Here is a 26,846-nt window from a genome sequence, read left to right as displayed (position 1 = left end):
TCAGGCTCCGACAGCCGCCGCGGACGCGGACGCCGGCGGGGCTTCCAGGTCCGCGACACGGTAGCCCGCGGTCTGCACCGTGTGCAGGAGCTGCTTCTCGAACGGCCGGTCGATGGCCTTGCGCAGGTTGTAGAGGTGGCTGCGCAGGGTGTCGGAATCCGGCAGGGCGTCGCCCCAGATCTCGCGCTCGATGTCGCGGCGGCTGACCACGCGCGGCGACTCCCGCATCAGGATCGTGAGCAGGCGCAGGCCGATCGGCGACAGCTGGATCTCGCGGCCGGCGCGGGTCACGCGCAGGCTGGCGGTGTCCAGGACGAGGTCGTCGACCTTGAGCAGCTCGGCGCTGACCTGGCGACGCTCGCGGCGGATCAGGGCGCGGATGCGCGCCTCCAGCTCGGGCACGGCGAAGGGCTTGACCAGGTAGTCGTCGGCGCCCGCGTCGAGGCCGGCGACCTTGTCGTCGAGCGTGTCGCGCGCGGTGAGCATGAGCACCGGCGTGGCCTTCTTGGCCTCCTGACGCAGGCGGCGGCACACGCCGATGCCATCGAGCCGCGGCAGCATCAGGTCGAGCACGATGACGTCGTAGCTGTTGTCGCTCGCCAGGCGGAATCCGTCCAGGCCATCGGCGGCATAGTCGACGCCGAACCCCCGGGACTCCAGGTATTCGCCGACCATCTCGGAGATGTTGCGGTTGTCTTCGACCACCAGCACAAGGCCGGCGGGTTCTTCTCGGCTACGCATGATCAAAACCCCAACGGAGTGGCTTCAGCTTTGTGAAAGCTGACGATTTCGCGGTGATTTGAACGTGAACGCAGTGAATCACTCGTCAAGCAGGGGCTCGAGTCGCGGCCAGACGTTGTCGAGCACGCGCGGCTGCGCGGCAGCGGTCGGATGGATCCCGTCGGCCTGCATCAGCGCCGGATCGAGCGCGATGCCGTCGAGCAGGAAGGGCAGCATCGCCACGTCCAGCGATTCCGCCAGGCCGCTGTAGACGCCGCGCACCCGGTCGCGGTAGGCCGGGCCGTAGTTCGACGGGATCTCGATGCCGAGCAGCAGCACCTTCGCGCCGGCCTCGCGGCTCGCCTCGATCATGCGCGCGAGGTTGTCGCGCAGTTGCACAGGGGACAGCCCGCGCAGCGCATCGTTGCCGCCGAGCTCGATCACCACCACGCCCGGCCGGTGCTGCTCCAGGAGCGCCGGCAGCCGGGTCAGCGCGCCGGCGCTGGTCTCGCCGCTGATGCTGGCATTGATGACCTTCGGCGGTGTCACCATGGACTCGGCGAGGCGATCCTCCAGCAGGCTCACCCAGCCCGATTCCACGGGAATGTTGTGCGCGGCGCTCAGGCTGTCGCCCACGACCAGCAGCGGCCTGGGCGCCGCCCAGGCGGCCGCGGCCGCCATCCACAGACAGAGGACGACGATGCAGCGCGAGATCCAGGCGGACACGGAAGCGGCAGGCGGGGAAGCGGTCATTGCAGTGCGGGACCTCGGCAAGTCGGTGCAGGGACCGGAAGGGGAACTGACGATACTGGCGGGGGTGACGCTGCACGTGAACCCCGGGGAAAGCGTCGCCATCGTCGGCGCCTCGGGTTCGGGCAAGACCACGCTGCTGGGCCTGCTGGCCGGGCTCGACGTGCCCACGCGCGGCGAGATCGTGCTCGGCGGCGCGCACCTTGAACGGATGGACGAGGAGGCGCGCGCGGCGCTGCGTGCGCGCGAAGTCGGTTTCGTGTTCCAGAGCTTCCATCTCCTGCCGGCGCTGACCGCCGAGGAGAACGTCGCGCTGCCGCTGGAGCTCGCCGGCCAGGAGGACGGCGGCCGCGTCGCCGCGGCGCTGGAGGCGGTCGGGCTGACCGCGCGCCGTCGCCACTACCCGCGGCAGATGTCGGGCGGCGAACAGCAGCGCGTGGCCCTGGCGCGCGCCTTCGTCGCGCGGCCGCGCATCCTCTTCGCCGACGAGCCCACCGGCAACCTCGACCAGGCCACCGGGCGCCACGTCGGCGACCTGCTGTTCGCGATGAACCGCGACACCGGCACCACGCTCGTGCTGGTCACCCACGACCTCGCCCTCGCCCGCCGCTGCCAGCGCGTGCTGCGCATCGAGGGCGGCCGCCTGCGCGAGGAGCAGGCGGCATGAACGTCGTCCGCTTCGCCTGGCGCTCGCTGCGCCGCGAGTTCGGGCACGGCGACCTGGCGACGGTGTTCGCCGCGCTGGTGCTCGGCGTGGCGGTGATGACGGCGGTGGGCACGCTCGTCAACCGCGTCGAGCTGGCGCTGGAGCGCAGCGGCGCCGAGGTCATCGGCGGCGACTTCGGCGTGCGCGGCCGCCAGGCGCCGGATCCGGCCTGGCAGGCGGAGGCCGAGCGGCAGGGGCTTGCCACCGCGCGCATCGTCGAGTTCCCCAGCGTGGTCTTCGCCGGCGACGCCAGCCAGCTCGCCGAGATCAAGGCGGTCGACGCCGGCTACCCGCTGCGCGGGACGCTGCAGGTCGCGCGCGAACGCAGCGGCCTCGCGCCCGAGCCCGCGCGCGCACCGCCGCCGGGCGAGGCCTACGCCGACGCGCGGCTGCTGTCGACGCTCGGCGTCGACGTCGGCGACAGCATCGAGTTCGGCGACGGCGCGCTTCGGGTCAGCCGGCTCCTGCACACCGAGCCGGATGCGGCGGGCGAGCTGATGCAGCTCGCCCCGCGCCTGCTGGTCAGCCTCGCCGACGTGGAGCGTGCGGAGCTGCTCGGCCCGAGCAGCCGCGTCTCGCAGCGGCTGATGGTGGCCGGCGACGCCGCGGCGGTCGACGCCTTCCGCGACTGGGTGCAGCCGCGCGCGGAGGGCTTCCGCATGGTCAGCCTCGCCGACGCCCAGCGCTCGGTCGGCCAGGCTTTCGAGCGCGCCGGCCGCTTCCTCGCCCTGGCGGCGCTGCTCGCGGTGCTGCTCGCGGGCGTGGCCACCGCGCTGGCGGCCAACCGCTTCGCGCTGCGCCGTACCGACCAGGTGGCGATCCTGCGCTGCATGGGCGCGCGCCAGAACCGCATCCTCGCCACGCTCGCCCTGCAGCTGGTGATGCTGGCGGTGCCGGCCTGCGCTCTCGGCATCGCCGCCGGCATGGCCGCGCAGGCCGGACTGGTGGAGATCCTGGGCACGCTGCTGCCGGCGCGCCTGCCGCTGCCGAACGCGGCGCCGGCGCTCACTGGCGCGGCGATCGGCATCGTGCTGCTGGTCGGCTTCGCCCTGCCGCCGCTGTTGCGCCTGCGCGGGGTGCCGCCGATGCGCGTGCTCAACCGCAGCTACGCGACCCTGCCGCCGACCTCCGCGCTCGCCTACCTGGCGGCGCTCGCGGCGAGCGTGGGCCTTGCGGTCTATGCCACCCGCGAGCTGGAACTGGCGCTGTGGGTGATGGCCGGCCTCGGCGCCCTGGCCGTGTCGGCGGGTCTGCTCGGCGCGCTGCTGCTGTGGGTGCTCGGACGGGTGCAGGCGCGCCTGCGCGGGGCGGCCCGCCTCGGGCTCGCCTCGCTGCTGCGCCGCCGCGGGCTCGGCGTGCTGCAGCTCGTGGGCCTGTCGCTGTCGCTGTGCGCGCTGCTGCTGCTGGCCGCGATCGGCCCTGCTCTGCTCCGCCAGTGCCAGGCGCGGCTGCCGCCGGATGCGCCGAACTACTTCCTGATGAACGTGCAGCCCGACCAGCGCGAGGCGGTCGCGGCCCGCCTCGATGCGCTCGGCGCAAGCCAGGTGCAGATCGAGCCGTTCAGCACCGGGCGCCTGGTCGGCATCAACGGCGCGCCGCCGCCGCGCCGCGGCGACAACGACGACGACCGCGGCGGCTCCGGCGATCCCGACCGCCCGCTCAACTTCACCTGGCGCAGCACCTTCCCGCCGGCCAACACGCTCGTCGCCGGCCGCTTCTGGGAGCCGGGCAGCAGCGCCGCGGAAGCCTCGGTCGAGAGCGAGTTCGCCGAGCGCTACGGCCTGGCCCTGGGTGACACGCTCAGCGTGCGCGTGGGCGAGCGGGTGCTGGACTTCGCGATCACCAGCCTGCGCGAGGCGCAGTGGGATTCGTTCCGGGTGAACTTCTTCGTGGTGGTCAACGCCGGCGCGGTCGGCGATGCCGGCTACAGCCTGATCTCGAGCTTCCACCTTCCCGGCGGCCGGGGCCCGGAGCTGGCCCAGGTCAGCCGCGCCTTCCCCAACGTCACCCTCATCGACATCGACGCGATCCTGTCGCGGGTGCGCGAGGTGATGCAGCGCGTCGCCCAGGCGGTGCAGCTGGTGCTGGGCTTCAGTCTTGCCGCCGGCGTGCTGGTGCTGCTGGCCGCGCTGCAGTCGACCGCGGCCGAACGCCGCTTCGAAAGCGCGGTGCTGCGCACCCTCGGCGCCCGCAAGCGGCAGCTCGCGGCGGCGGTAACGGTGGAGTTCGCCACCCTCGGCGGGCTGGCCGCGCTGCTGGCGGTGTTCGGCGCGGTGCTCACCGGCGAGATCCTGGCCCGGCAGGCGTTCGAGATGGCACTGGAACTGCCCTGGGAGATCCTGCTGGGCGGTGCGGCCGGTGGCCTGTTGCTCGCCATCGCCGCCGGCCGCTTCGGCACGCGGCACGTGCTGCGCACGCCGCCGGCGCGGGCACTGCGCGAGGGCTGAGGTTGGTCCGGGCGGCGCGGGCGGCGGCGGATTACGCTGTCGCCCCCGCCGTGCACCCTGCCCCCATGCCCAGCCAAGCCGCGTCCTTCCTCGCCCCCATCGCCCTGCTGCTGGCCTCGAACGTGTTCATGACGTTCGCCTGGTACGGGCACCTGAAGTTCCCGAAGGCGCCGCTGTGGATCGTCGTCTTCGCCAGCTGGGCGATCGCGCTGTTCGAGTACTGGCTGGCGGTGCCGGCCAACCGCATCGGCCACCAGGTCTATTCGGCCGCGCAGCTCAAGACGATCCAGGAGGTGATCACCCTGGCGGTCTTCGCCGCGTTCTCGGTGCTCTACCTCGGCGAGTCGCTGCGCTGGAACCATCTCGCCGGCTTCGCCCTGATCGTGCTGGCCAGCTGGCTGATCTTCCTGGACTGACGCGTCAGAGGCGGATCCGGCCGCGCAGGATGTCGGCGAACATCGCCCAGTCGCCGAGGAAGGAATAGAGCGGGTGGCGGAAGGTCGCCGGGCGGTTCTTCTCGAAGAAGAAGTGCCCGACCCAGGCGAACGCGTAGCCGCAGACCAGCGCGGCCAGCAGCCACCACGCGCTGGCCGTGGCCGCGGCGAGCGCCACCAGCAGCACGGCGCCGCAGCTGCCGAGGAAGTGCAGCCGGCGCGAGACCGGGTGGGCGTGCTCGCTCAGGTAGAAGGGATAGAACTCGCGGAAGCTGGCGAATCGGGACATGGGCGTCTCCCGGCGGAGCGGGCCGAGCATGGTGCGCATCCGCGCCGGCGCGCGCACGTTGCGGCGCAGCGCCGACGCCCGTTCATTCCTCGCGCTTGGCGCGCGCCCACAGCGCGTCCTGCTCGGCCAGGCCGAGCTGCTCGAAGACCAGCCCGTCCGCCGCCGCCAGCGCCTCCATGCGGCGGAAGCGCCGCTCGAACTTGGCATTCGCCCGCCGCAGCGCGGTGCCGGGGTCGACGCGTCCGTGCCGGGCCAGGTTGACCGCCACGAACAGCACGTCGCCGAGCTCGTCCTCGAGCCGGTCCTGCGCGGCGGCGTCCTCCGGCTCGGCGGCGACCGCATCGAATTCCGCCCGCACTTCCGCGAGTTCCTCGGCAAGCTTGTCCAGCACCGGCCCCGGTGCCGGCCACTCGAAGCCCGTCCTCGCCGCGCGCGCCTGCAGCTTGAGCGCCCGCTGCCATTCCGGGATGCCGCGGCCGATGCCGGCCAGCGCCGAGGTGTCGGCCGCGCCACGGTCCCGTCGCTCCCGGCGCTTGATCGCCTCCCAGTCGGCGGCGGCATCGCCGGCGCGCGCATCGCCGAACACGTGCGGATGCCGGCGCAGCATCTTGTCGCGGATGCCCGCGACCACCTCGGCGAAGCCGAAGCGGCCCGCCTCCTCGGCCATGCGCGCGTGGAACACCACCTGCAGCAGCAGGTCGCCCAGTTCGTCGCGCAGGTCGTCGAGGTCGCCGCGGTCGATCGCGTCGGCGACCTCGTAGGCCTCCTCGATCGTGTACGGCGCGATCGTCTCGAAGCGCTGCTGCAGGTCCCATGGGCAGCCGCGTTCGGGATCGCGCAGGCGCGCCATCACCGCGAGCAGGCCGGCGATGTCGCCCGGGTCCGGCCTGGCCTCAGCCATCCAGCCAGTCCCGCCAGCGCAGCGCCGGGTCGCCGACCGCGACGAAGTCCGGGTTCACCAGGGACTCGCGGGTGTTGTAGGCCAGCCGTTCGCCGCTGGTGGCGAACACGCCTCCGCCGGCCTCCTCCAGCACGCACTGCCCGGCCGCGGTGTCCCACTCGCAGGTTGCGCCGAAACGCGGATAGAGATCGACGCGTCCCTCCGCGATGCGGCAGAACTTGAGCGAGGAGCCGATGCCCACGCATTCGGCGCCCGGGACGTGCGCCAGCATGCGCTCGACCCGCGGATCCCGCCACGAACGGCTGGCGGCAACGTGCAGCGGATCGCCCGCGGGGCGGCGGCTGGCGAGCGCCGCATCGCCCCCCGCTGTGCGCAGGAAGGCGCCGCGGCCGCGCTCGGCGTGGAAGCAGTCGCCGCCGACCGGCGCCAGCACGATGCCGAGCACCGGCTCGCCGTCCTCGACCAGGGCGATGTTGACCGTGAACTCGCCGTTGCGCTTGACGAACTCGCGGGTGCCGTCGAGCGGGTCGATCAGCCAGTAGCGACGCCAGGCCTTGCGCACCTCCCACGGTGCATGGCGGCCTTCCTCCGACAGCAGCGGCGTGTCCGGCTCCAGCGCCTTCAGCCCGTCCTGGATGATGCGGTGGGCGGCGATGTCGGCGGCGGTGACCGGCGACTCGTCGGCCTTGGCGATCACCTCGAAGTCGCGCGTATAGACCTCGAGGATGGCCCCCGCGGCGTCGCGCGCGATCGCGATGCAGGCTTCGCGCAGGCCGCTCATGCGCACGCCCCGCGGGCGCGCACGACCTCGCGCACCACGAACAGGGCCGCCAGCGAACGCCCGTCCGAGCAGTCCTCGCGCAGGACCAGTTCGTCGAGCGCGTCCAGCTTCCACGGCACAACCTCGAGCTCCTCGGGCTCGTCGCCCGGCAGGCGCTCGGGGTAGAGGTCCTCGGCCAGCACCACGTAGGCCTGGTGGGTCATGTAGTTCGGAGCGAGGCTGAGGCTGCGCAGCTGTGTCAGGGTGCGCGCGCCGAAGCCGACCTCCTCCTTGAGCTCGCGGTCGGCCGCGGCGAGCACGCCCTCGTCGCCGTCGATGCGGCCCTTGGGCAGGCCGAGTTCGTAGCGCTCGACGCCGCAGGCGTACTCGCGCACCAGCAGCACCGTCTCCGGGTCCGGCATCGCCGCGATGATCACCGCACCCTGGCCGCGCGCGCGGATGCGGCTGTAGAGCCGCCGCTCGCCGTTGCTGAACTCCAGGTCGACCGTCTCGACGATGCGGTCGGCCTCCTCGCGCGCACGCACGCGGTGGATCACCGGCGGGATCAGGGGACGGTCGGGACTGTCGCTGTGGGCCACGCGCGCTCCACGGTTCGGGGCCGGACCACGGCGGCCCGGCCGGCATCCGCCGAAGTCTAGCAGCGCGCTCCGGGCATCCCCGGCATGGGGATGTACCATGCCGCGCCATGTCTTCCCCGCATTCCCCCGAGAGCGCCGAGGGCTGGCGCAGACGCGACCTCGACGTGCTCTGGCACCCGTGCACACAGATGCGCGAGCATCCCGACACGCTGCCCCTGGTCCCGATCGAGCGCGGCGAGGGCGCCTGGCTGGTGGGCGTCGACGGCCGCCGCTACCTCGATGCGGTCAGTTCCTGGTGGACCAACCTGTTCGGCCACGCGGAGCCGCGCATCGCCGCGGCCATCGCGCGCCAGGCGACGTCGCTGGAGCACGTGATCCTGGCCGGCTTCTCGCACGCGCCCGCGGTCGAGCTGGCCGAGCGCCTGCTGGCGGTTGCGCCGCGCGAAGCCGGACGCGCGCCGCTGACCAAGGTGTTCTACGCCGACAACGGTTCGGCGGCGGTGGAAGTCGCGCTGAAGATGAGCTTCCACAGCCATCGCAACCGCGGCGACGAGCGCCGCACGCGCTTCGTCGCGCTGACCGGTGGCTACCACGGCGAGACGCTCGGCGCCCTGGCCGTGGGCGACGTTCCGCTGTACCGCCGCGTCTACGCGCCGCTGCTGCTGCAGCCCCTGTTCGCGCCCTCGCCGGACGCGTGGGACGCGCATCCCGGCGAGGACGCCGAGGCCTGCGCGCACCGCGCGGCCGATGCCCTCGCCGCGCTGCTCGAGGAGCACGGCGACACCGTCAGCGCATTGATCCTCGAGCCGCTGCTGCAGTGCGCCGGCGGGATGCGCATGCACCACCCGGCCTACCTCGCCCGCGCGCGCGCGCTGTGCGACGCCCACGGCGTGCACCTGATCGCCGACGAGATCGCCACCGGCTTCGGCCGCACCGGGACGCTGTTCGCCTGCGAGCAGGCGAGGATCCAGCCGGATTTCCTGTGCCTGTCCAAGGGGCTGACCGGCGGCTTCATGCCGCTGTCGGCGGTGCTCGCCACGCAGGCGACCTACGACGCCTTCCTCGACGACAGCCGCGAACGCGCCTTCCTGCACTCGCACAGCTATTCCGGCAACCCGATCGCCTGCGCCGCGGCGCTGGCGACGCTCGGCATCTTCGAACAGGACGACGTCGTCGCCCGCAACCGCGGCACCGCCGCGCGCATGGCCGAGCTCGCGGCGCCGCTGCGCGCGCATCCGCACGTGGCCGAGGTCCGGCAGGTCGGCATGGTCGTGGCGATGGAGCTCGTGGCCGCGCGCGGCGGGCGCAAGCCCTTCCCGGCGCAGCGGCGCATCGGCCTGCACGCCTATCGCGCCGCGCTCGCCCGCGGCGTCGTGCTGCGCCCGCTGGGCGACATCCTCTACTGGATGCCGCCCTACTGCGTCGGCGAGGAGGAGCTGGCGCTCCTGGCGGAGACCACGCGCGCCGCCATCGACGAGGCCGTCGCGTGCGCCTGACCCGCAGCCACATCGCGGCGCCGCTCGCCGTGGGCGCGCGCCTGACCCTGCCCGAGGACGCGAGCGTGCATCTGCTGCGGGTGCTGCGCCTGCAGGTGGGCGACGCCTGTGTGCTCTTCAACGGCGATGGCCACGACTACGCGGCGCGGATCACCGGCGCGCAGAAGAAGGCGGCCGAGGTCGAGATCGAGGGCGCCACGCCGGTCGCCACCGAAGCGCCGCTGCGCATCGTGCTCGCGCAGGCACTGGCGCGGGGCGACAAGATGGACCTGATCCTGCAGAAGGCCACCGAACTCGGCGTGGCCGCGATCGTGCCGCTGGTTACCGAGCGCACCGAGGTGCGCCTGGGCGGCGAGCGGGCGGACCGGCGCATGGCGCACTGGCAGGCGGTCATCGCCAGTGCCTGCGAGCAGTGCGGACGCTCACGCCTGCCGGAGCTGTACGAACCGACCGCGCTCGCCGATTTCGCCGCCACCCGCCCCGCCGGGCTGCGGCTGATCCTGGACCCGCAGGCCGGCACCGGCCTCGGCGACCTGCCTGCCGCGCCCGACCGCGTGACGGTGGTGATCGGTCCGGAGGGCGGGCTGTCGGAGCGCGACCTGGCGACGCTGGCCGCGGCGGATTTCCGGGGACTGCGGTTCGGGCCGCGGATCCTGCGCACCGAGACCGCCGGTCTCGCGGTCCTCGCAGCGCTGCTGGCGCGCTTCGGCGATCTCGGCTGAACCGCCTTCGCCGCGGACTCAGGCCGCGGCGTACAGCGTCTGCTCGAGCAGGCGCTCGATCATGTCGAGGTCGGGAATCGCCGCCGCCTCCTCGTTCAGCAGCACCCGCGAATGCACGGCGCCGCCCGGTGCGTCGCCGCCTTCGACCGGCACGAGCGCATCCGCCGACACCGTGACCAGGCGCGGGAATCCGTGCGAGACCACGGCGACATAGGGAAGCCGCGGATTGCGCGCGAGCAGCTTGATGATCGCGACCTTGGCGCCCTGCTCGCCGCGCTCCCGGCCCCAGTCTGCGAGCGTCGTGAACGACACCAGCGGCAGCCGCCAGCCGCGCCATGGCGTGCGGCCCAGGAGCCAGTCCGGCGCGCCGGGAACCGATTCGGGTACCGAATAGGTGATGACCTCGGCGACCGAGGCGTTCGGCAGCAGCAGGCGCCCGCCGGTCACGGCGATCAGGACGCCTCGGATGTCGCGCTGGTGGATGCTCATGCTCGATGCCCGGAATGATGGATGCGGATCAGGCGAAGTGGGCGACGGCCAGCGCGGCGAGTGCCGCCGGCGCGCCAGCGGTCCCGCCCCGCGCCGCCAGCGCGGTCGCGGCGGCGGCGTCGAAGCAGGTGCCCGGGTCCTGCGCCAGGGCCAGTCCGCCGATGGCGACGCTGAGCACCGCCGGCTCGACCGCGGCCAGGTCGGCACCGCTGAGCAGGACGCTGACGCCGCCCGCGACGCGGACCAGGGCCTGCATGTCGGGAGCACCGGCGACGAAGCGCACGACACCGTCGCCCTCGTCCACCGCGGTGACCGTCTCCGGCAGCACGGCGACCTGACCGGCGCGGGCGGTCTGCCCCTCCTGCGCGAGATACACCGGCAGCACGCTGGCGCGGCCGAGCTGGGCGACCAGACGGTCGTGACGCGCACCGTCCAGCTTCTGCCACAGCAGGACCGGCACGCGCAGGCGATCCGGCAGCGCGCCCAGGAACTGGCGCACCGCGTCGGGCCCGCCGAGCCCGGCGAGCAGCAGGATCGCGCGCGCCGGCGAACCGTTGCCGGCAGCCTCGTCCTCGGCCGCGCGGTCGGCCGCGGTCGGCGCGGCCACGTCCTGCGCCTCCCCGCCGGCGGCAGGGGCCTCGGCATCGGCAGGCTCGTCCTCGACCAGGCTGAGCCCGGAGATGTCGATCTCGCGCCAGTCGCGGCCGGGCGTCGCCGCCGCGCGCGGGGCCGCAGGCGCGGTCACCGGCGGTGCCGCGTCGTCGTCGAGTGGCGCGAGGCTGAGGCTGCCGAAGCCGGCGCGGTCGGAAGCGAGGTCGGTCGGGGTCGCGCTCGCGGCGGTGGTCGTGGCCGCGGTTTCCGGCTCAGGTCCGGGCGCGGGCGGCGTCTGCTCGCGCAGGGGCTGGTACCGCGGCTCGTCCTGCGGGTCCGCGACGTCGAGGTCGTGGTATGGCGTCGCGCCGTCGCCGGCATCGCCCTCGTCCTCGCCGAGCCCGGCGAACTCGAACTCGATCGCGTCGGCCTCATCGTCGGCCGGAGCATCCTCGTCCGCAGCGGCATCGAAGCTCGCCAGCAGCGCGCGGTCCTCCTCGCTCAGCTCGCCCAGACCCTGGGCGCCGTCCCCGGCGGTGTCGTCCTCGGTAACGAAGCCGATGTCGATCCGCATGGCGCCGGCGTCTTCGGCCAGGCCATCGGACTCCGCGGCCCCTGCATCCTCCATCTGCCACGACGGCGCCTGCGCGGGGTTCCCGGCGTCGTCCGCGGCGACGGGGATGGCGTCCATGGCGGTGGTCGCTGCGAAAGACTGCGGCCGTGCATCCGCCTCCGATGCGGGCTGCGCGTCGACCTCGTCCGGCGTGGCGGACGCCTCGGCGCCGACCAGGGTGCCGGTGGGGATGAGGTCGACGTAGCTGTCGCCGCCGGGCAGGGGCTCGGCGCCCTCTGGCGGCGGCGGCAGGACCTCGTCGTCGCGGCGCAGCTTGGCGACCAGGTGCCGGACCCAGCGCGCGCGCTCCCAGCCCGAGAGCCCGCCGGTGACCTCGACGTCGTCGTAGACGACCTCGATCGCGGCGTCGTCGACCAGCGCATCGAAGCGCTCCAGCGCGTCCTCGACGGCGGGCTCAAGGCCCACCAGCAGCACCTGCGGTGCCTGCGCGGCGACGTGGCCCGGATCCAGCTCCGCCGGATCGCCCTCCGCCACGAGCACGGCGCCATGCTCGACGAGCGCCTGGCGGAGCTGTTCCCGCGCGGCGCCGGCGCGCGCGAGCAGGGCGACCCGCAGTCCGCCGTCAGCCATGCGCAGGCTCCATCTGCAGCAGCGAGAACACGTGGTGCATCAGATCGGTTTCCTGGTACGGCTTGCCGAGATAGCGGTCGACGCCGATCTCGAACGCGCGCTGGCGGTGCTTCTCGCCGGTGCGCGAGGTGATCATCACGATCGGTACCTGGCGCAGGCGCGGGTCGTTCTTCATGTGCGTCGCCAGTTCGTAGCCGTCCATCCGCGGCATTTCGATATCGAGCAGCATCAGGTCGGGCACGCGCTCGGCGAGCTTCTCGATCGCGTCCACGCCGTCCTTCGCGGTCTGCACCTCGAGGTTGTGGCGTTCGAGCACGCGACCGCTGACCTTGCGCATGGTGATCGAATCGTCGACCACCATCACCAGCGGCACCCGCCGCGGTGCCGGTGCCGGTGCGACCTGGACCGGGCCCGCGGCCAGCGCCGCGGCATGGCGGCGCACCAGCGGGGCCACGTCGAGGATCACCACGACGCGCCCGTCGCCCATGATCGTGGCGCCGAAGAAGCCCGGGATCGAGCTGACCTGCGGCCCGACCGGCTTGACCACGATCTCGCGGCTGCCCTGCACCTGGTCGACGCAGATCGCCGCACGCATGTCGCCCGAGCGCAGCAGCAGCAGCGGCATCTGCAGGCTTTCCTGGGCACGCGCCTGGCCCATGCCGAGCAGGTCGCCGAGATCGTGGACCAGGTACTCCTCGCCGGCGTAGCTGTAGGTGGCGCGGCCTTCCGCCGTCTGCGCCTCGAGCACCTCGCGGGAGACGCGGCCGACGCCGCGCACGGAGGCGATCGGCACCGCGAACGAGGTGTCGCCGATGCGCACGAACACCGCCTGCGTCACCGCCAGGGTGAACGGCAGGCGCACGTTGAACTCGGCGCCCCGGCCCTGCTCGGAAGCGATGCCCAGCGAGCCGCCGAGCTGGCGGATCTGGCTGTACACCACGTCCATGCCGACGCCGCGGCCGGCGAGACGGCTGACCTCGCCCGCGGTCGAGAACCCGCTCTCGAGGGTGAAGGCGTAGAGGTCGGCGTCGCCGACTTCGGCGTCCTCGGCCAGCAGCCCGCGCTCGATCGCCTTGCGGCGGATGGCGGAGGCGTCCATGCCGCGGCCGTCGTCGCCGACGGTGAGCACGACTTCCGAACCCTCGCGCGACACCGCCACCCGCACCGTGCCTTCCGCGGGCTTGCCGGCGGCGACACGCGCAGCCGGCGACTCGATGCCGTGCGCGACCGCATTGCGGAGCATGTGCTCCAGCGGCGCGGTCATCTGCTCCAGCACGTTGCGGTCCATCTCGCCCTGGGCGCCCTCGACCTTGAGCTGGACCTGCTTGCCGGTGTCGCCGGCCGCCTGGCGCAACACGCGACGCAGGCGCGGCACCAGCGATTCGAACGGCACCATGCGCGTGCGCATGAGGCCTTCCTGCAGGTCCGAACTCACGCGCGACTGCTGGATCAGCAACGTCTCGTACTGGCGCGTGTGCTCGTCGAGGCCGCCCTGCAGGCTGACCAGGTCGGCCGCGGTCTCGGCCAGCGCGCGGGTGAGCTGCTGCTGGGTCGAGAAGCGGTCGAGCTCGAGCGGATCGAACGACGGGTCGGCCGTCTCCTGTTCGCGCTGATTGCGCGAGGCGATCTGCGCCTCGGTCTCGATCTCGAGGCGGCGCAGCTGCTCGCGCATGCGGCCGATGGTCTGGTCGAGTTCGGCGAGATTGCCGCGGAAGGCGCCGAGCTGCTGTTCCAGGCGGGCGCGGTAGATCGCGACCTCGCCGGCGTAGTTCACCAGGCGGTCGAGCAGGTCGGCGCGGATGCGCACCTGCTCCTGCGGCGCATGCGCGACCTCGTCCTCACCGACCAGGTCCTCGATCGGCGGCGACAGCGGCCCGAGCACCGGCCGCGGCGACGCCGTGGCGGCAACCGCCTGCGCGGCCGCGTCGGCCGCCTCCGGCTCCGGCTGCGCCGGTGCGAACGCCACGCCCTCGGATGCCGGCCGTGTCGCGTCGATCGCAGCGTCCTGCGGCGCGGGAGCAGCCGGCGCATGGCCTTCCACGGCCTCGACCGGCGGCGCGGCGTCGGCGGCTTCGGCTTCCACGCGCCCGGACACGTCGGTCGCCGCCGGTTCGGGAGTCGGCGCCTCGGCCTGCGGCGCATGGGCGGCGGCCCCGTCGGAGCGGGGTTCGCCGGATGCGGCCGCTTCGGCGGCAGGCAGTTCGGCGACGGGCGCAGGCGCCAGCTCCGGCGTGCCGCCGGCGGCGGTCGTCTCGAGCGCGTCGATCAGATGCTGCGGGAAGGCCACGGCGCGGCGGGCGCCGACGCGATCGACCATGGTCTGCAGGCGGTCGAAGCTGCGCTCCAGCAGGCGCATGCCCGGCTCCGCCAGCTCGACCCGTCCCTCGGCGACCGCCTCGAGCAGGGTCTCCATGGTGTGGCCGAGTTCGCCGATCGCGAACAGGCCGGCCATGCGTGCGCCGCCCTTGAGCGTGTGCAGCTCGCGCTGCAGCGCGACGACGCTCTCGCGGTCGCCCGGCTGCGCGCGCAGCGCCGACAGCGGGGCGTCGCACTGGTCGAGGATGTCGCGCGCCTCCTCGAGGAAGATGTCCAGGAGTTCGACGTCGACGTCGCCGAGGTCGAGCGGCAGGTCGGGATCGCGCTCGGCCGCCACCGGTGCAGGCGCGGCTGCGGCTTCGGCTTCGGCTGCGGCTTCGGCTTCGGCTTCGGCTTCGGCTTCGGCTTCGGCTTCGGCTTCGCGCTCGCGCTCGCGCTCGCGCTCGGGCTCGGGCTCGGGCTCGGGCTCGGCGGCATGGTCGGCCGCAGCGGCGTCGCCGCCGGCCTGTTCCTGCACGGCGTCCTCCGCGGCTGCGACGTGCGCAGCCGCGTCCTCTTCCGCCGTGGCGTCGTCGTCCGTCACCGTCGCGGCGCCAGCGCCACCATCGACGTCGGTCGCGGCGGCATCGACCGCATCGGCGGGCAGGTCCGCAAGCGTGTCCTGCGGGGCCACCTCGGCGACGGTCTCTTCGGTCGACGCCTGCTCCGGCCTCCAGTCCGCGGCCGCTTCCGCACCTGTCAGGTCGGTATCGGCGTGTCGCGCCGCGTCCGTGTCGAGCGCCTCGTCCCCGGTCGCAGCCGCATGCAGCGCGTCCTCGAGCGGGTCCGCCGCGACCTCGGCCGCAGGCTCCTGCTCCGGCTGCCGTTCCGCAGCCTGCGCGTCGATGCCGGCATCGGTCTCGGCGAGTTCGATCTCCGGCGCGACGGCTTCGTGGCCCGTGTCCGCGCCCGCGTCTCCGTCCTCGCCAGCCGCTGCCGCCCCGGGCCCAGCGTCCCGGATCTCCAGCGCCGGCGGCGCCCAGGCGTCGGCGGCACCCGCATCGTCCGTTGTCTCCCCGGCGGCCGGTTCCGACGCGGAGTCGCTGCGGACAGCGTCGGCATCGGCCTCGTCCAGCACGCCCCGCACGTCGAAGTCGGCTTCGAGCACGCGTTCTTCCGTGTCCGGCCGCACGGCGATGTCGCCCGCCGGCGGGTCGACCGCCTCGAACGCCTCCGGCACAGCGGCCGTCTCGAACGATCCGGCTGCGGAGGCGGCTTCGTCCGCCGGTACCGCCTCCGGCTCGCCTGCGCCCAGTGCGGCGGCACGCACGAGTTCCTCTTCCATGATCGCGGCCATGAGCGCCGCGACCTCCGCATCGAACGCCTGCTCCGGTGCCGTCGCCCCGTTGGCCCCGTCGGCCGCGTCCGGGCTGCCCGTCGCTGCATCGTCAGCGCCCGTCTCGACCTCGTCCGCCTGCGCCGCGTCGAGCGCCTGCGGGGCGGCGTCGGCCTCCTGCGACCGGGGCTCGGCCTCCGCCTGCCCTGCATCGGGCGCGGACTGCACCTGTGCCGGCTCCTCCGCATCGGCATCGAATCGCGGCAGCTCGGTCACGTCCGGCGCGTCGAGTTCGACCGCCTGCGGAACACCCGGATCGGCGGTGTCGTCGGCCGCGAGATCGTCGTCGCCGGCGAGCGCGATCGCCAGCGGAGGGCCAGCCGGCGCCGGCAGCGCATCGCGCGCCTCGGTGAGGCGCTGCGCGAGGTCGCCCAGGAGCGGCACGTGCGGCCGCTCGCTGTCGAGGCCGGCGACCGTGCCGCGTACGGCGGCGGCCGCCTCCCGCAGCAGTGCGACGCCGGTGGCGTCCGCCTCGCGCTCATTGGCCATGAGCCGCTTGATGAAGCCTTCCGCGGGACCGAGCACGTCGGTGATCAGCGGCACTTCGGTCATCGCGAAGGCGCCGTTCATCGTGTGCACGGCACGCAGCAGGGCGTCGGTGGCCGGGCGCGGCGCATCCGCCTCGCCCAGCCAGGCGTCGACGGTCGCGAGATGGCCCGCGACCTCGGCCTTGAGGATCTCGAACAGCACCGCGTCGACCGAAGCGGGCACGGCGGCGGTCGCCGGCGCATCGGGTTCGACGGGCTCCGGCGGCGGCGCGGCCGACGCCGCTTCGGCGTGGTCCGGCGCGGCGGCGTCCGCAGGCGCGCCTGCATCCGGCGCGGCCGGCTCGGCCTGTGCGGGGACCGGCTCCCCGGAGGGCGCCGCGACCGCCGGAACGGGCGCTTCCGCCGCCACCGCCGCGGACGGAGCCGCGGCCTCGACCCAGGCGTCCTCGCCGCCGGCCAGGCGATCGGCGGTGTCGCCGATGGCCTGCAGCTGGGGCAGCACGACCCGCTCGCCCCGCAGCGCAGCCAGCAGCTGCGGGAGGCAATGGAAGGCGTGATCCACGAGCGCCTGCACCGGCTCGTTGGCCGGGCGCGACTCGTCGAGCACGCGGTTGAGCATGTTCTCGACCTTCCAGGCGAACTCGCCCAGGGCCGCCGCGCCCACCAGTCGACCCGAGCCCTTGAGCGTATGGAAGACGCGCCGGATCGGCCGCAGCAGCTCGAGGTTGGCCGGCGCGGCGCGCCATGCCGGCAGCAGGCGGTCGAGGTTGTCGATCTCCTCCTCGAACTCCTCGAGGAAGACCTCGCGGATCTCGTCGTCGATATCCTCGTTGCCGCGGTCGAAGCCATACTCCGGCTCGTCCGCGACGGGCGCGACCTGCGCCTGCGGCTCGGGCGCCGGAGCAGCCGTCGCGGCCTCCGGCGCGGGCAGCGCCTGCTCCGCGAGGGCCTCGTCGCCGGCCAGCGGCGCGGCCGGAATGGCGTCGGCGAACTCCGCGAACGCGCTGCTCGCGACCTCCTCCGCCTCGGCCGCGGCGTCCACCGTCTCGACCGGAGCCGGCGCCGCCTCGGGTGCGGCCGTCGCCGCCGGCGGGACCGTGTCCTGGGACGGCCGCGGCGGCAGTCCGGCGTGCGTCGGCAGCGGCCAGTAGCCGAGCGACTCCAGCGCGTGGCGTGCGACCTCGAGAATACGGTCGCGACCGGGGCGCTGGTCGCGCAGCGCCTCCAGGAAGTACTCGAGGCCGGCCAGCGCATCGGCCAGCGTGTCCATCTGCCGCCCGTTGGGCACGCGCCGGCGCTGCAGCAGCTCGATCTCGGTGAAGCGGCGCACCGCGACGAGATAGTCCGGCGCCAGCTCGACCTCGGCGATGCGCAGGGCACCCGCGACCTCGTCCAGCAACCGCGGCACGTCCTGCAGCTGGTCGTGCTCCCAGTTGGTCTCGACGAAGGCGACGAAGCTGTGCCGCGCCTGCGCGAAGTTGGCGATCGCCTCCTTGACCAGCGACTCGAGCACGCGGCGCGCCTCGATGCTCGACGGCGTGTCGGCCTCGTCCACCTGACCCAGACGCGCGACCTGGTCGTCGAGGGTGGCCTCGACGTAGAGCAGCGCGCCGGCGACGTCGAGGAGCGCGCCCTCGTCGGCCGCACGGACGCCCGCGAGCAGGTCGGCCAGCGCCTGGCGCTGCTCCTGGACGACGCGACGCGGCACGCCCAGGCCGAGCATGCCGAGCGTGTCGCCGACGCGGTCCAGCACCTCGACCTGCGGGCCGAGTTCAGCCGGCGCGAGATCGCCGGCGCGCAGGTGCAGGTCGAGCGCGTCCTTGACCCGCAGGAGGTCGTCCTTCAATGCGCTGGCGACGGTGTCGAGCAGCGCGCGGTTGTGACCGGCAAGGCTGCCCTGGGCGTGAGCCAGCTCGGCCTCGCTCGGCATGTAGCGCTGCAGGCCGAACACGCCGCGGATCTCGTCGATGCGGTCGTGCTCGGTCGGCGCGTGCGCGACGAAGTACAGCAGCTGGCGGGTGAGTTCCAGCGGCGGCGCATCGCGGAAGCCGGCATCGCCGGACTCGGCCAGGCGCTTGATCTCGCGCTCGACCCGGCCGAGCGCCTGCTTCAGCGGACGCGAGGCCTCGAACGCACCGGCGCGCAGCGCCTCAAGCGTGCCGGCCGCGACCCAGAACAGGCGGCGCGCGTCCTCGGACTGGGTGATCCGCACCAGCTGCTCGCAGACCTCGGTGAGCGCGGTGATGTTGTCGGCGTTGTCCTCCTCGCGCAGCCACTGCAGCAGGGCGGACTGGAAGCGGCCGCGCAGGGCCTCGACCTGCACCCGCAGCGGGGCGTCGGGCAGGGCCGCGGCGGGACCGCGCGCGCTCGAGGGCAGGTCGCGGGTCAGGTCCGGCGAGAACAGGACCGATTCCGACAGGCGCTGCACCCCGCGCGCATCGCGCAGCTCGTTGAGCAGCGGCAGCAGCACCATCGGGATGTCGCGGTGGCCGCTCTGCAGCCGCTCGAGGTAGTCGGGCAGCTGCATGATCCCGCGCAGCAGCGCGGTATAGGCCGCGTCGGCCTGGCCGGCGGAGCCGCCCAGCAGCGCGCCGACCAGCTGCTCCATCTCCTCGGCGACCATGGCCGCGCCGTAGAGCTCCACCATGCGCAGGGTGCCCTGCACCTGGTGCAGGTGGCCCGCCACCAGGCGCAGCCGGCTGCCGTCCGGACGCCCGGCCTCCTCGCCCTCGACATGCTCCTCGAGCGCGCGGCGCGCCTGCAGCAGGGTCTCGTCCAGCTCGGGCTTGACCCAGGCCAGCGTGGTGAAATCGATGTTGTCCTGGAGCCTCATCGGCGCCTTCCGTCCCTACTCGGCGCGTGCGGGCACGAGGCCGCGCACAGCCATGTCAATGTCCAGGCGCTGCCGTTCAACCGGGCAGCTTGAATTTCGCGACCGACCGGCGCATGTCGGCGGCGAGCTGCGCGAGGTTGCCGATCGATTCGGCCGTCTGGTTCGCGCCGTGCGAGGTCTGCGAGGTGATCTCCTGGATGGAGTTCATCGTCGCGGTGATGTTGGTCGCCGCCGCCGACTGCTGGCGCGCCGCCGACGAGATGTTCTGGATGAGGTCGGAGAGGTCGGTGGACACCTTCTCGATCTCGCCCAGCGCCAGTCCCGCGTCCTCGGCCAGGCGCGCACCCGCGACCACCTCGGAGGTGGTCTGCTCCATCGAGCTGACCGCCTCGTTGGTGTCGGACTGGATGGTCTGGACCAGGGTCTCGATGCGGCGGGTCGCGTTGGAGGAGCGTTCCGCGAGGCGCTGCACTTCGTCGGCGACCACCGCGAAGCCGCGACCGGCCTCGCCGGCGGAGGCCGCCTGGATCGCCGCGTTCAGCGCCAGGATGTTGGTCTGCTCGGCGATGTCGTTGATCAGTTCGACGATCGAGCCGATCTCCTGCGAGCTCTCGCCCAGGCGCTTGATGCGCTTGGAGGTCTCCTGGATCTGGTCGCGGATGTTGTCCATGCCGTGGATGGTCTGGCGGACCACGTCGGCGCCCTTGGCCGCGATCTGCACCGAGCGCTGCGCCACGTCGGCGGACTCGGCGGAGTTCTTCGAGACCTCGTCGATGGACAGCGCGATCTCGCTGATCTTTGCCGACGAGGAGCTGATCTGCTGCGCCTGGTGCTCGGCGGCCTCGGCCAGGTGCATCGCCGTGGCCTGGGTTTCCTGCGCCGCGGCCGACACCTGCACCGAGGTCTCGTTGATCGTGCCGACCAGGGTGCGCAGCTCGTCGACGGTGTAGCTGATCGAGTCCGCGATGGCGCCGGTGTATTCCTCGCTGACCGTCGGATTGATGGTCAGGTCGCCTTCCGCGATCGGGATGATTTCGTCCAGAAGCTGCTGGATCGCCTTCTGGTTGCGCATGTTCTGCAGTTCGGCGTCCTGGGTGCGGCGACGCTGGTCGCGCGACAGGGTCACCAGCAGGCCGACCAGGGACAGGATCGCCAGCAGGCCGAAGGCGGCGCCGAACCAGTTGCCCGGGAACAGGCGCGTGGTCGGCAGCGCCGAGATCGCCTCGTACAGCGAGCGCGCGTCGTCGAGCAGGACGTTGGATTCCTCGGAGATCGCCGCCGCCGACTGCTGCACCTCGTACAGCTCGACCGAGGCGTCGACGACGCTGGCGATGTCGGCCTGCAGTTCGCTGTAGGCGGTGGTGACCGGCTCCAGCGCGGCCTGCGCCGACTCGCTGGTGAGGCGCACGTAGTTGAGTTCTGGATTGCCGTTCTGCAGGCCGCCGAGCACCGAGCCGAACATCGCTGCGTCGTTCTGCAGCGCGTCGCGGGCGACGATGGCGCCGGCGCCGCCGGCGCGGATCTCGGTCACGCGACGCGACATGCGGTCGATCAGCACCAGCTGGCGCGCGGCGATCAGCACCTGGTCGGAGCTCGCGCCGCTGTTGGCCATCGCGCGGACGACCTCGTCCAGGTCGGCCTGCAGCCGCGGCACGCGCGCGGTGAAGGCATTGGCCGTGTCGGCGAGCGCCAGCACCTTCTGCTCGCCGTCGATGATGCGCTGGGCGTGGCTGGACATGGGATTCCAGGTCGCCATCAGCTTGTCGAGCGCGGTCTGCACGCGGCCGCCTTCGCCGCCGTAGGCCGCGTTCAGCGCCTGCAGGTGGTTGTTGATCGCGCCGTAGGTCTCGCTGAACTCACCGAAGGCCTCGGCGTTGCCGTTGACCGCCTCGCCCGCGAACTTCGCGAGCTGCTGCGACTGCACCTGGATGTCGGCGACGCGGGCGGCCGCCGTGGACTCTCCGGCACCGAGATACAGCGTGTAGGCCGTATTGACGCCGAAGAGGACGAGAAAGATCGCCAGCAGGCCGATCCAGACCGGGGCGCCGATGCCGCCGACCCGTCCACCTGCTCCCTGTGCTGCACTGCTCATGGTTCAACCCCTGGATGTGAAGACTGCACGTGCCCGAAGGACTTGCTCCGCGCCGGCGGAGCCGACTCCGCCGCCCCTGGCGCGGTGCACGCCACGGGCCGAAGGCGCCCACGGCGTGACGACTGGAACCCTGCTCACCACTCAGGCCGCGGCCTGTCTGAACTCCGGCGTCCGCGCCAGCAGCGCGATGTCGAACACGCCCCAGACGTGTCCGTCGTAGCGGTAGGCGCGCTTGACCAGCTGCGCGTACCGGCCTTCGGCCTCCGGCGCGACGGCATCCTCCTCGTGGAAGCCGCGCTGCCCGAACAACTCGTCGATCAGGACCGCGACGTTGCCGCCGTGCTGGCGCATGACCAGCACGCGCTGGCCCTCGTGCAGCACCGTGCGCTCGCCCTCGAGGAACAGGCGCAGGTCGACGACCGGCAGCAGCGTGCCGCGCAGGTTGGCGATGCCGAGCATCCACGGCTGCGCGCCCGGCACCGGCGTCACCTGCGGCATCGGCAGGATCTCGACGACCTCCTCGAACGCGGACACCAGGCGCCGCGGCCCGATCCGGTAACCGACGCCACGCCAGTGGCCGGGCGCCTCGGCGGCCTCCGGCAGCCCGGCCTCGTGGGCCAGGCTGCGCGCCTCGTAGTCGAGGAGGACGGCGTAGGGACGTGCTCCGGAGACCGTCACGGACTCAGCCTCCACCCAGGATCGCCTGGATCCGCGCGATGAACTCGCGCTCCTCCGGCGGCTTGACCAGGTAGTCGCGGGCGCCCTGCCGCAGCCCCCAGCTGCGGTCGGTCTCCATGCTCTTGGTGCTGACGATGACGACCGGGATCGCCTGCGTCGCCGGGTCGCGCGACAGCGCGCGCGTGGCCTGGAACCCGTTCATCCCCGGCAGGATGACGTCCATGAGGACGAGATCCGGCCGCTCGTCGCGGGCCATGCGGATGCCGTCCTCCGCCGCGCCGGCGGTCAGCACCTGGTGCCCGTTGCGTTCGAGCATGCCGGTGAAGACCGCGGTGTCGGTCGGTGAGTCCTCAATGAGCAGGATGCGCGCCATGTGATCCCCTTTCAGATGGCTCGACCGGCGCTCAGTGCGCGCCGACGTGGGTGCGGATCGCCGAAAGCAGTTCCTCGCGGGTGAACGGCTTGGTCAGGTACTGCTCGGAACCGACGATGCGCCCCCGCGCCTTGTCGAAGAGCCCGTCCTTGGACGACAGCATGATCACCGGCGTGGACCGGAACATCTGGTTGTTCTTGATCAGTGCGCAGGTCTGATAGCCGTCGAGCCGCGGCATCATGATGTCGACGAAGATGATCTGCGGATGCTGGTCGGCGATCTTGGCGAGTGCCTCGAACCCGTCGGTCGCGGTAACGACGTCGCAGCCTTCCTTCTTGAGCAGGGTCTCGGCCGTGCGACGGATCGTCTTCGAGTCGTCGATGACCATGACTCGGAGCCCGGCAAGGGTGCCGGAGCGATTGGCGTCGTCCATCACAACTCGATCCCCTGATGCGGCTCGGCCGGCGGCCGTATCCCGCTACGACTTAACAACGAAGGAACATTTATACCGCAGCCGCGCGCAAGACTGTCAAGGATTTCACACCATCTGTGATGTGCCCCGCAGGGGCCTCGCCGGGCGCGCTGCTACGATATCTGCGGAGCGCGTCACGGAAGCCTTTCATGCCCCACGCCATCGCCGTCGTCATGGACCCGATCGGGTCCATCAAGATCGCCAAGGACACCACGTTCGCGATGCTGCTCGAGGGGCAGCGACGGGGGCACGCGCTGCATTATGTGACGCCGGGCGCACTCGGCGTCGTGGGCGGCCGCGCCGTCGCGCGGCTGGCGCCGCTGCGGGTCCGCGACGACGCGGCCGGCTGGTTCGAACTCGGCGAGGCGGCGCTGCGCCCGCTGGACGAGATGGCGGCGGTGCTGATGCGCAAGGACCCGCCGGTCGACCCGGAGTTCGTCTACGACACGCAGGTGCTGAGCCTGGCGCAGGCCGCCGGCGTGCTCGTGGTCAACGACCCGCAGGGCCTGCGCGACCTCAACGAGAAGCTGGCCGCGCTGCTGTTCCCGCAGTGCTGCCCGCCGACCGCGGTCTCGCGCGACGCGCAGGTGCTGCGGGCGTTCGTGGCCGAGCACGGGCGCTGCATCCTGAAGCCGCTGGACGGCATGGGCGGCCGCTCGATCTTCATGACCTCTCCGGAGGACCCGAACCTCAACGTGATCCTCGAGACGCTGGCCGACGGCGGCCGACGGCTCGCGATGGCGCAGCGCTACATCCCCGAGATCACCGCCGGCGACAAGCGCATCCTGCTGGTCGACGGCGAGCCGGTCGACTACGCGCTGGCGCGCATCCCGCAGGGCGCCGAATTCCGCGGCAACCTCGCCGTCGGCGGGCGCGGCGTCGGCCAGCCGCTGTCCGAGCGCGACCGCTGGATCGCAGCGCAGGTGGCTCCCGAACTCAAGCGCCGGGGGATGATCTTCGTCGGTCTCGACGTCATCGGCGACTACCTCACCGAGGTCAACGTCACCAGCCCGACCTGCGTGCGCGAGCTGGATGCCCAGTTCGGGCTCGACATCTGCGCCGGCCTGTTCGACGCGATCGAGGCGCGCCTGGCGCGATGACCGCCGCCGTCGCGCGCCCGCCCGTCGGCAGCGGCGACCGCCTCGCCGCGACCATCGCCTTCTCGCTGATCCTGCACGGCGTCCTGCTGCTGGGAGTCGGCTTCGGCCTCGACGCGGCGGCGCCGATCACGCCGACGCTGGACGTGATCCTGGTCCAGACCCGCAGCGACGCTGCACCGGACGAGGCGGACTTCCTCGCCCAGTCCAGCCAGCAGGGCGGCGGCGACCGCGACGAGGCCCGACGCCCGCGCGAGCCGCAGCCGTCCTCGACACCCAGTCCGAGCCCGGGAGTGGCGCCAGTGCCGGTCGCCGCGCAGGCGCCCCCGCCCGAGCCCACGCCGGCCGAGCGTGTCCTCACCGCGCCGCAGGCGTCGCAGCGCGTGCCTCCTCCGCAGGAGTCGCGGACCACGCAGGCGCGGCCGCAGCCGACCGGCCGGGAGGTGGTCGAGGCCGACCTGGAGATGGCCCGCCTGGCGGCGGAGATCGATCGCCAGCAGGAGCTCTACGCGAAGAAGCCGCGGCGCAAGTTCGTCTCCGCCAGCACCCGCGAATACGCCTACGCCGGCTACCTTCGCGCCTGGGTCCAGCGCGTGGAGCGCGTCGGCAACCTGAACTATCCCGACGAGGCGCGGCGACGCCGGCTCAGCGGCGCGGTCCGCGCCACGGTCGCGGTACGCCGCGACGGCACGGTGGAAGGCATCGTGATCAACGAGTCCAGCGGCAGCGCGCTGCTGGACGAGGCGGTCCTGCGCATCGTGCGCCTGTCGCAGCCGTTCCAGCGCCTGCCGGACGAGGAGGACGTGGACGTGCTGCACATCACCCGGACCTGGCGCTTCCTGCCGGGCGGCACCCTGCGCGACGAGTAGCGCCGCTTCAGGCGCGGCACCAGGGCCCGAAGGCGGTCGTCGCCTGCGGCTCCGGCTCGAGCACCGCCTCGAGCACCGCCATCCGCACCGCCACGCCATTGGCGACCTGGTCCAGGATGACCGCCTGCGCGCCGTCGGCGACCGCGTCGTCGATCTCCACGCCGCGGTTCATCGGCCCGGGATGCAGCACGATCGCGCCGTGCGCGGCGCGGCGCAGGCGCGCCGGGGTCAGGCCGTAGTCGCGGAAGTAGTCGTCCAGCGAAGCCACCAGGCCCTCGACCATCCGCTCGCGCTGCAGGCGCAGCATGAACACCGCATCGACCCCGGCCAGTGCCTCGTCGAGCGAGGCGACGCGCTCGCAGCCCGCCAGCACCTCGTCGTCCGGCAGCAGGTTGCCCGGCCCGCACACGCGGATCTCGCCGACGCCCAGGGTGCGCATGGCGTGGAGGTCGGAGCGGGCCACGCGCGAGTGCAGGATGTCGCCGACCATCAGCACGCGCAGGCTGCCGAAGTCGTCGCCCTTGCGCTGGCGCAGGGTGAGCATGTCGAGCAGGCCCTGCGTGGGATGCGCGCTGCGCCCGTCGCCGGCGTTGATGAGCGAGGCGCCGCCGGACTTCTCCGCCAGCGCCGCGACGGCGCCGTCGTGCGCATGGCGGATGACGAAGGCATCCACGCCCATCGCGCGCAGGGTCTTCAGCGTATCGAGGTCGGTCTCGCCCTTCTTGGTCGACGCGCTGGCGGCGTCGAAGTTGAGGACGTCGGCACCCATCCGCGCCGCGGCGAGCTGGAAGCTGCTGCGCGTGCGGGTCGAGGGCTCGAAGAACAGGTTGCAGACCGTATGGCCAGCCAGCCGTCCGCGCAGGGACACGCCGCTGTAGGCCTCGTCGCGCAGGGCCTGGGCGCGGTCGAGGAGCTGCTCCAGCGTACGCCGCGGCAGCCCTTCCAGGGTCAGCAGATGCCGAAGGCCGCCGTCGGGACGGAGCTGGAAATCGCGCATGGCAGGCGTCACGTGGGGAACGAAAGACGCGAATGCTACCTGCTGCGCCCGGCGCCAGGCAGGCGCGACTCACGCGCTCGCGGGTTCCGCGTCCTCCGGCGCCTCGAACCAGCGCTCGAGGATGATGACGGCGGCCAGCGCGTCCAGGTCCCGTGCCTGGCTGCGCCGCCGCGCTCCAGCGGCGCGGCCGGCGGCGAAGCGTCGTGCGGCATCCATCGAGGTCGAACGTTCGTCGACGAGCCAGACCGGAAGCCCGGAGCGCGCCGCCGCCTCGCGCGCGAAGCCGCGCGCGCGCCGACGCGCCGGCTGGTCGCCGGATTCGTCGTCCAGGAGGCGCGGATCGCCGACGACCAGGGCGTCGGGCCGCCAGTCGCGCAGCAGTGTCTCGATGCGCGCCCAGTCCGGCGCGCCGGCGCGCACGTCCACCACCGCGAGTTCGCGCCCGCTCGCCGACAGGACGTTGCCGATCGCCACGCCGATCCGCCGCGAGCCGACGTCGAACGCCAGCACCGTCGCCGCGCCGCCGGGGTCAGGCACGCCCGGCGTAGTCCGTAAGGCGCCCGACGTCGACGCCGATGCGGCCGGCCGCGGCCTGCCAGCGCGTCTCCATCGGCGTCTCGAACAGGATCGCGGCATCGGCGGGCACGGTCAGCCAGGCGTTGTCGCCCAGCTCGTGCTCGAGCTGCCCAGCGCCCCAGCCGGCATAGCCCAGCACCATCAGCGCCCGCTTCGGGCCGCGCCCGACCGCCATCGCCTCGAGGATATCGCGCGAGGTGGTGACTGCCAGGCTGTCGTGGATGCGCAGGGTCGAGCCCCACTCGCGGGCGTCGTCGTGGAGCACGAAACCGCGCTCGGGCTGCACCGGGCCGCCCAGCAGCACCGGCGCCAGGGCGAGCGCCGGATCCTGGGTCTCGATCTGCATCTGCCGGAGCACCTCGCCGAGGGTGAAGTCCGACAGCCGGTTCACCATCAGGCCCATCGCTCCGTCCTCGTCGTGCTGGAGGATGAGGGTGACGCCGCGGGTGAAATGCGGATCGGCCATGGCCGGCATCGCGACCAGGAGCTGATTGGCGAAGGATCGGTCGGCGTCCATGCCCCGCATTCTAAGCACCCGCCGCGTGGCGGCGGCGTGCGGGCGCATAATCCCG

At 73.0% G+C, this 26,846-nt stretch carries 23 protein-coding genes and 1 pseudogene; 7 read left to right on the top strand and 17 right to left on the bottom strand.

What is annotated here, in order from left to right:
* Together KB893_RS03010 and KB893_RS03005 are read right to left on the bottom strand one after the other, a co-directional pair.
* Entirely contained in the window at positions 1-741 is a 741-nt protein-coding gene (locus KB893_RS03010; RefSeq protein WP_211926584.1) for a response regulator transcription factor, read from the bottom strand.
* 78 nt (positions 742-819) lie between these two features.
* Positions 820-1,473 carry an arylesterase gene (locus KB893_RS03005; RefSeq protein ID WP_211926585.1) on the bottom strand — a complete coding sequence of 218 codons (654 nt, stop codon included), beginning with the start codon at positions 1,471-1,473 and terminating at the stop codon, positions 820-822.
* Between KB893_RS03005 and KB893_RS03000 the strand changes: the two genes are divergently transcribed.
* From KB893_RS03000 to KB893_RS02990, 3 genes are all read left to right on the top strand, one after another.
* Positions 1,421-2,137, top strand: coding sequence for an ABC transporter ATP-binding protein (locus tag KB893_RS03000; RefSeq protein WP_211926586.1), 717 nt, complete (start codon positions 1,421-1,423; stop codon positions 2,135-2,137). The two genes, KB893_RS03005 and KB893_RS03000, sit on opposite strands and share 53 nt — an antisense overlap.
* Positions 2,134-4,623 (top strand): ABC transporter permease, encoded by a 2,490-nt coding sequence (locus KB893_RS02995; protein ID WP_211926587.1) that lies wholly within the window; start codon positions 2,134-2,136, stop codon positions 4,621-4,623. The genes KB893_RS03000 and KB893_RS02995 overlap by 4 nt, the downstream gene beginning before the upstream one ends.
* A gap of 65 nt (positions 4,624-4,688) precedes the next feature.
* Positions 4,689-5,039 (top strand): DMT family protein, encoded by a 351-nt coding sequence (locus KB893_RS02990; RefSeq protein WP_211926588.1) that lies wholly within the window; start codon positions 4,689-4,691, stop codon positions 5,037-5,039.
* Positions 5,040-5,043: 4 nt separating this feature from the next.
* On the opposite strand, the gene KB893_RS02985 is transcribed toward KB893_RS02990, so the two are convergent.
* The 4 genes from KB893_RS02985 to nudE all read right to left on the bottom strand — a co-directional run bounded on the left by KB893_RS02985 (position 5,044) and on the right by nudE (position 7,606).
* Positions 5,044-5,346 carry an Mpo1-like protein gene (locus KB893_RS02985; protein ID WP_211926589.1) on the bottom strand — a complete coding sequence of 101 codons (303 nt, stop codon included), beginning with the start codon at positions 5,344-5,346 and terminating at the stop codon, positions 5,044-5,046.
* 82 nt (positions 5,347-5,428) lie between these two features.
* The gene (mazG, locus tag KB893_RS02980) at positions 5,429-6,247 is read right to left on the bottom strand and encodes a nucleoside triphosphate pyrophosphohydrolase (protein WP_211926590.1); all 819 of its coding nucleotides are present in this window, start codon (positions 6,245-6,247) and stop codon (positions 5,429-5,431) included.
* Positions 6,240-7,028, bottom strand: coding sequence for a 3'(2'),5'-bisphosphate nucleotidase CysQ (gene cysQ / locus KB893_RS02975; RefSeq protein WP_211926591.1), 789 nt, complete (start codon positions 7,026-7,028; stop codon positions 6,240-6,242). The genes mazG and cysQ overlap by 8 nt, the downstream gene beginning before the upstream one ends.
* Positions 7,025-7,606, bottom strand: coding sequence for an ADP compounds hydrolase NudE (gene nudE / locus KB893_RS02970; RefSeq protein ID WP_338026838.1), 582 nt, complete (start codon positions 7,604-7,606; stop codon positions 7,025-7,027). The genes cysQ and nudE overlap by 4 nt, the downstream gene beginning before the upstream one ends.
* A 107-nt stretch (positions 7,607-7,713) precedes the next feature.
* Between nudE and bioA the strand changes: the two genes are divergently transcribed.
* Both bioA and KB893_RS02960 read left to right on the top strand, forming a co-directional pair.
* A complete protein-coding gene (gene bioA / locus KB893_RS02965) occupies positions 7,714-9,102 on the top strand; it encodes an adenosylmethionine--8-amino-7-oxononanoate transaminase (protein WP_213173425.1) in 1,389 nt (462 codons plus the stop codon).
* A complete protein-coding gene (locus KB893_RS02960) occupies positions 9,093-9,824 on the top strand; it encodes a 16S rRNA (uracil(1498)-N(3))-methyltransferase (protein WP_211927187.1) in 732 nt (243 codons plus the stop codon). Before bioA ends, KB893_RS02960 begins: the two co-directional genes overlap by 10 nt.
* A gap of 18 nt (positions 9,825-9,842) precedes the next feature.
* On the opposite strand, the gene KB893_RS02955 is transcribed toward KB893_RS02960, so the two are convergent.
* The 8 genes and pseudogenes from KB893_RS02955 to pilG all read right to left on the bottom strand — a co-directional run bounded on the left by KB893_RS02955 (position 9,843) and on the right by pilG (position 22,696).
* A complete protein-coding gene (locus KB893_RS02955) occupies positions 9,843-10,313 on the bottom strand; it encodes a chemotaxis protein CheW (protein ID WP_211927188.1) in 471 nt (156 codons plus the stop codon).
* Between the two features lie 28 nt (positions 10,314-10,341).
* A complete protein-coding gene (locus tag KB893_RS02950; protein ID WP_211927189.1) occupies positions 10,342-12,108 on the bottom strand; it encodes a chemotaxis protein CheB in 1,767 nt (588 codons plus the stop codon).
* The gene (locus tag KB893_RS18780; RefSeq protein WP_425491111.1) at positions 12,101-15,748 is read right to left on the bottom strand and encodes a response regulator; all 3,648 of its coding nucleotides are present in this window, start codon (positions 15,746-15,748) and stop codon (positions 12,101-12,103) included. The genes KB893_RS02950 and KB893_RS18780 overlap by 8 nt, the downstream gene beginning before the upstream one ends.
* A 1,065-nt stretch (positions 15,749-16,813) precedes the next feature.
* Positions 16,814-19,120 (bottom strand): annotated as a pseudogene (locus KB893_RS18775) (FimL-related protein); the annotation flags it as partial.
* Between the two features lie 76 nt (positions 19,121-19,196).
* A complete protein-coding gene (locus KB893_RS02930; RefSeq protein ID WP_213173424.1) occupies positions 19,197-21,212 on the bottom strand; it encodes a methyl-accepting chemotaxis protein in 2,016 nt (671 codons plus the stop codon).
* A gap of 141 nt (positions 21,213-21,353) precedes the next feature.
* Positions 21,354-21,890 carry a chemotaxis protein CheW gene (locus KB893_RS02925; RefSeq protein WP_211926733.1) on the bottom strand — a complete coding sequence of 179 codons (537 nt, stop codon included), beginning with the start codon at positions 21,888-21,890 and terminating at the stop codon, positions 21,354-21,356.
* A gap of 4 nt (positions 21,891-21,894) precedes the next feature.
* The gene (locus tag KB893_RS02920; protein WP_211926734.1) at positions 21,895-22,263 is read right to left on the bottom strand and encodes a response regulator transcription factor; all 369 of its coding nucleotides are present in this window, start codon (positions 22,261-22,263) and stop codon (positions 21,895-21,897) included.
* 31 nt (positions 22,264-22,294) lie between these two features.
* Positions 22,295-22,696 (bottom strand): response regulator, encoded by a 402-nt coding sequence (gene pilG / locus KB893_RS02915; RefSeq protein ID WP_211926735.1) that lies wholly within the window; start codon positions 22,694-22,696, stop codon positions 22,295-22,297.
* A gap of 188 nt (positions 22,697-22,884) precedes the next feature.
* Here pilG and gshB point away from each other — a divergent pair, with 188 nt between their 5' ends.
* Positions 22,885-23,835 carry a glutathione synthase gene (gene gshB / locus KB893_RS02910; RefSeq protein WP_213173423.1) on the top strand — a complete coding sequence of 317 codons (951 nt, stop codon included), beginning with the start codon at positions 22,885-22,887 and terminating at the stop codon, positions 23,833-23,835.
* A complete protein-coding gene (locus KB893_RS02905) occupies positions 23,832-24,701 on the top strand; it encodes an energy transducer TonB (RefSeq protein ID WP_211926737.1) in 870 nt (289 codons plus the stop codon). Before gshB ends, KB893_RS02905 begins: the two co-directional genes overlap by 4 nt.
* Positions 24,702-24,708: 7 nt before the next feature.
* Here the strand turns inward: KB893_RS02905 and KB893_RS02900 are convergent, their stop codons facing one another.
* The 3 genes from KB893_RS02900 to KB893_RS02890 all read right to left on the bottom strand — a co-directional run bounded on the left by KB893_RS02900 (position 24,709) and on the right by KB893_RS02890 (position 26,791).
* On the bottom strand, positions 24,709-25,698 hold the full coding sequence (locus KB893_RS02900; RefSeq protein WP_211926738.1) for an aspartate carbamoyltransferase catalytic subunit: 990 nt from the start codon (positions 25,696-25,698) through the stop codon (positions 24,709-24,711).
* A gap of 69 nt (positions 25,699-25,767) precedes the next feature.
* Complete coding sequence (ruvX, locus tag KB893_RS02895) at positions 25,768-26,235, bottom strand: Holliday junction resolvase RuvX (protein WP_338026837.1); 468 nt, start codon at positions 26,233-26,235, stop codon at positions 25,768-25,770.
* Positions 26,228-26,791: a YqgE/AlgH family protein gene (locus tag KB893_RS02890; protein ID WP_211926740.1), complete on the bottom strand. Its 564-nt coding sequence runs from the start codon at positions 26,789-26,791 to the stop codon at positions 26,228-26,230. The genes ruvX and KB893_RS02890 overlap by 8 nt, the downstream gene beginning before the upstream one ends.
* Positions 26,792-26,846: the final 55 nt, after the last annotated feature.

Source organism: Coralloluteibacterium stylophorae (assembly GCF_018122625.2).
GTDB lineage: Bacteria > Pseudomonadota > Gammaproteobacteria > Xanthomonadales > Xanthomonadaceae > Coralloluteibacterium > Coralloluteibacterium stylophorae.
This window is presented reverse-complemented; position numbering and strand designations above follow the sequence as displayed.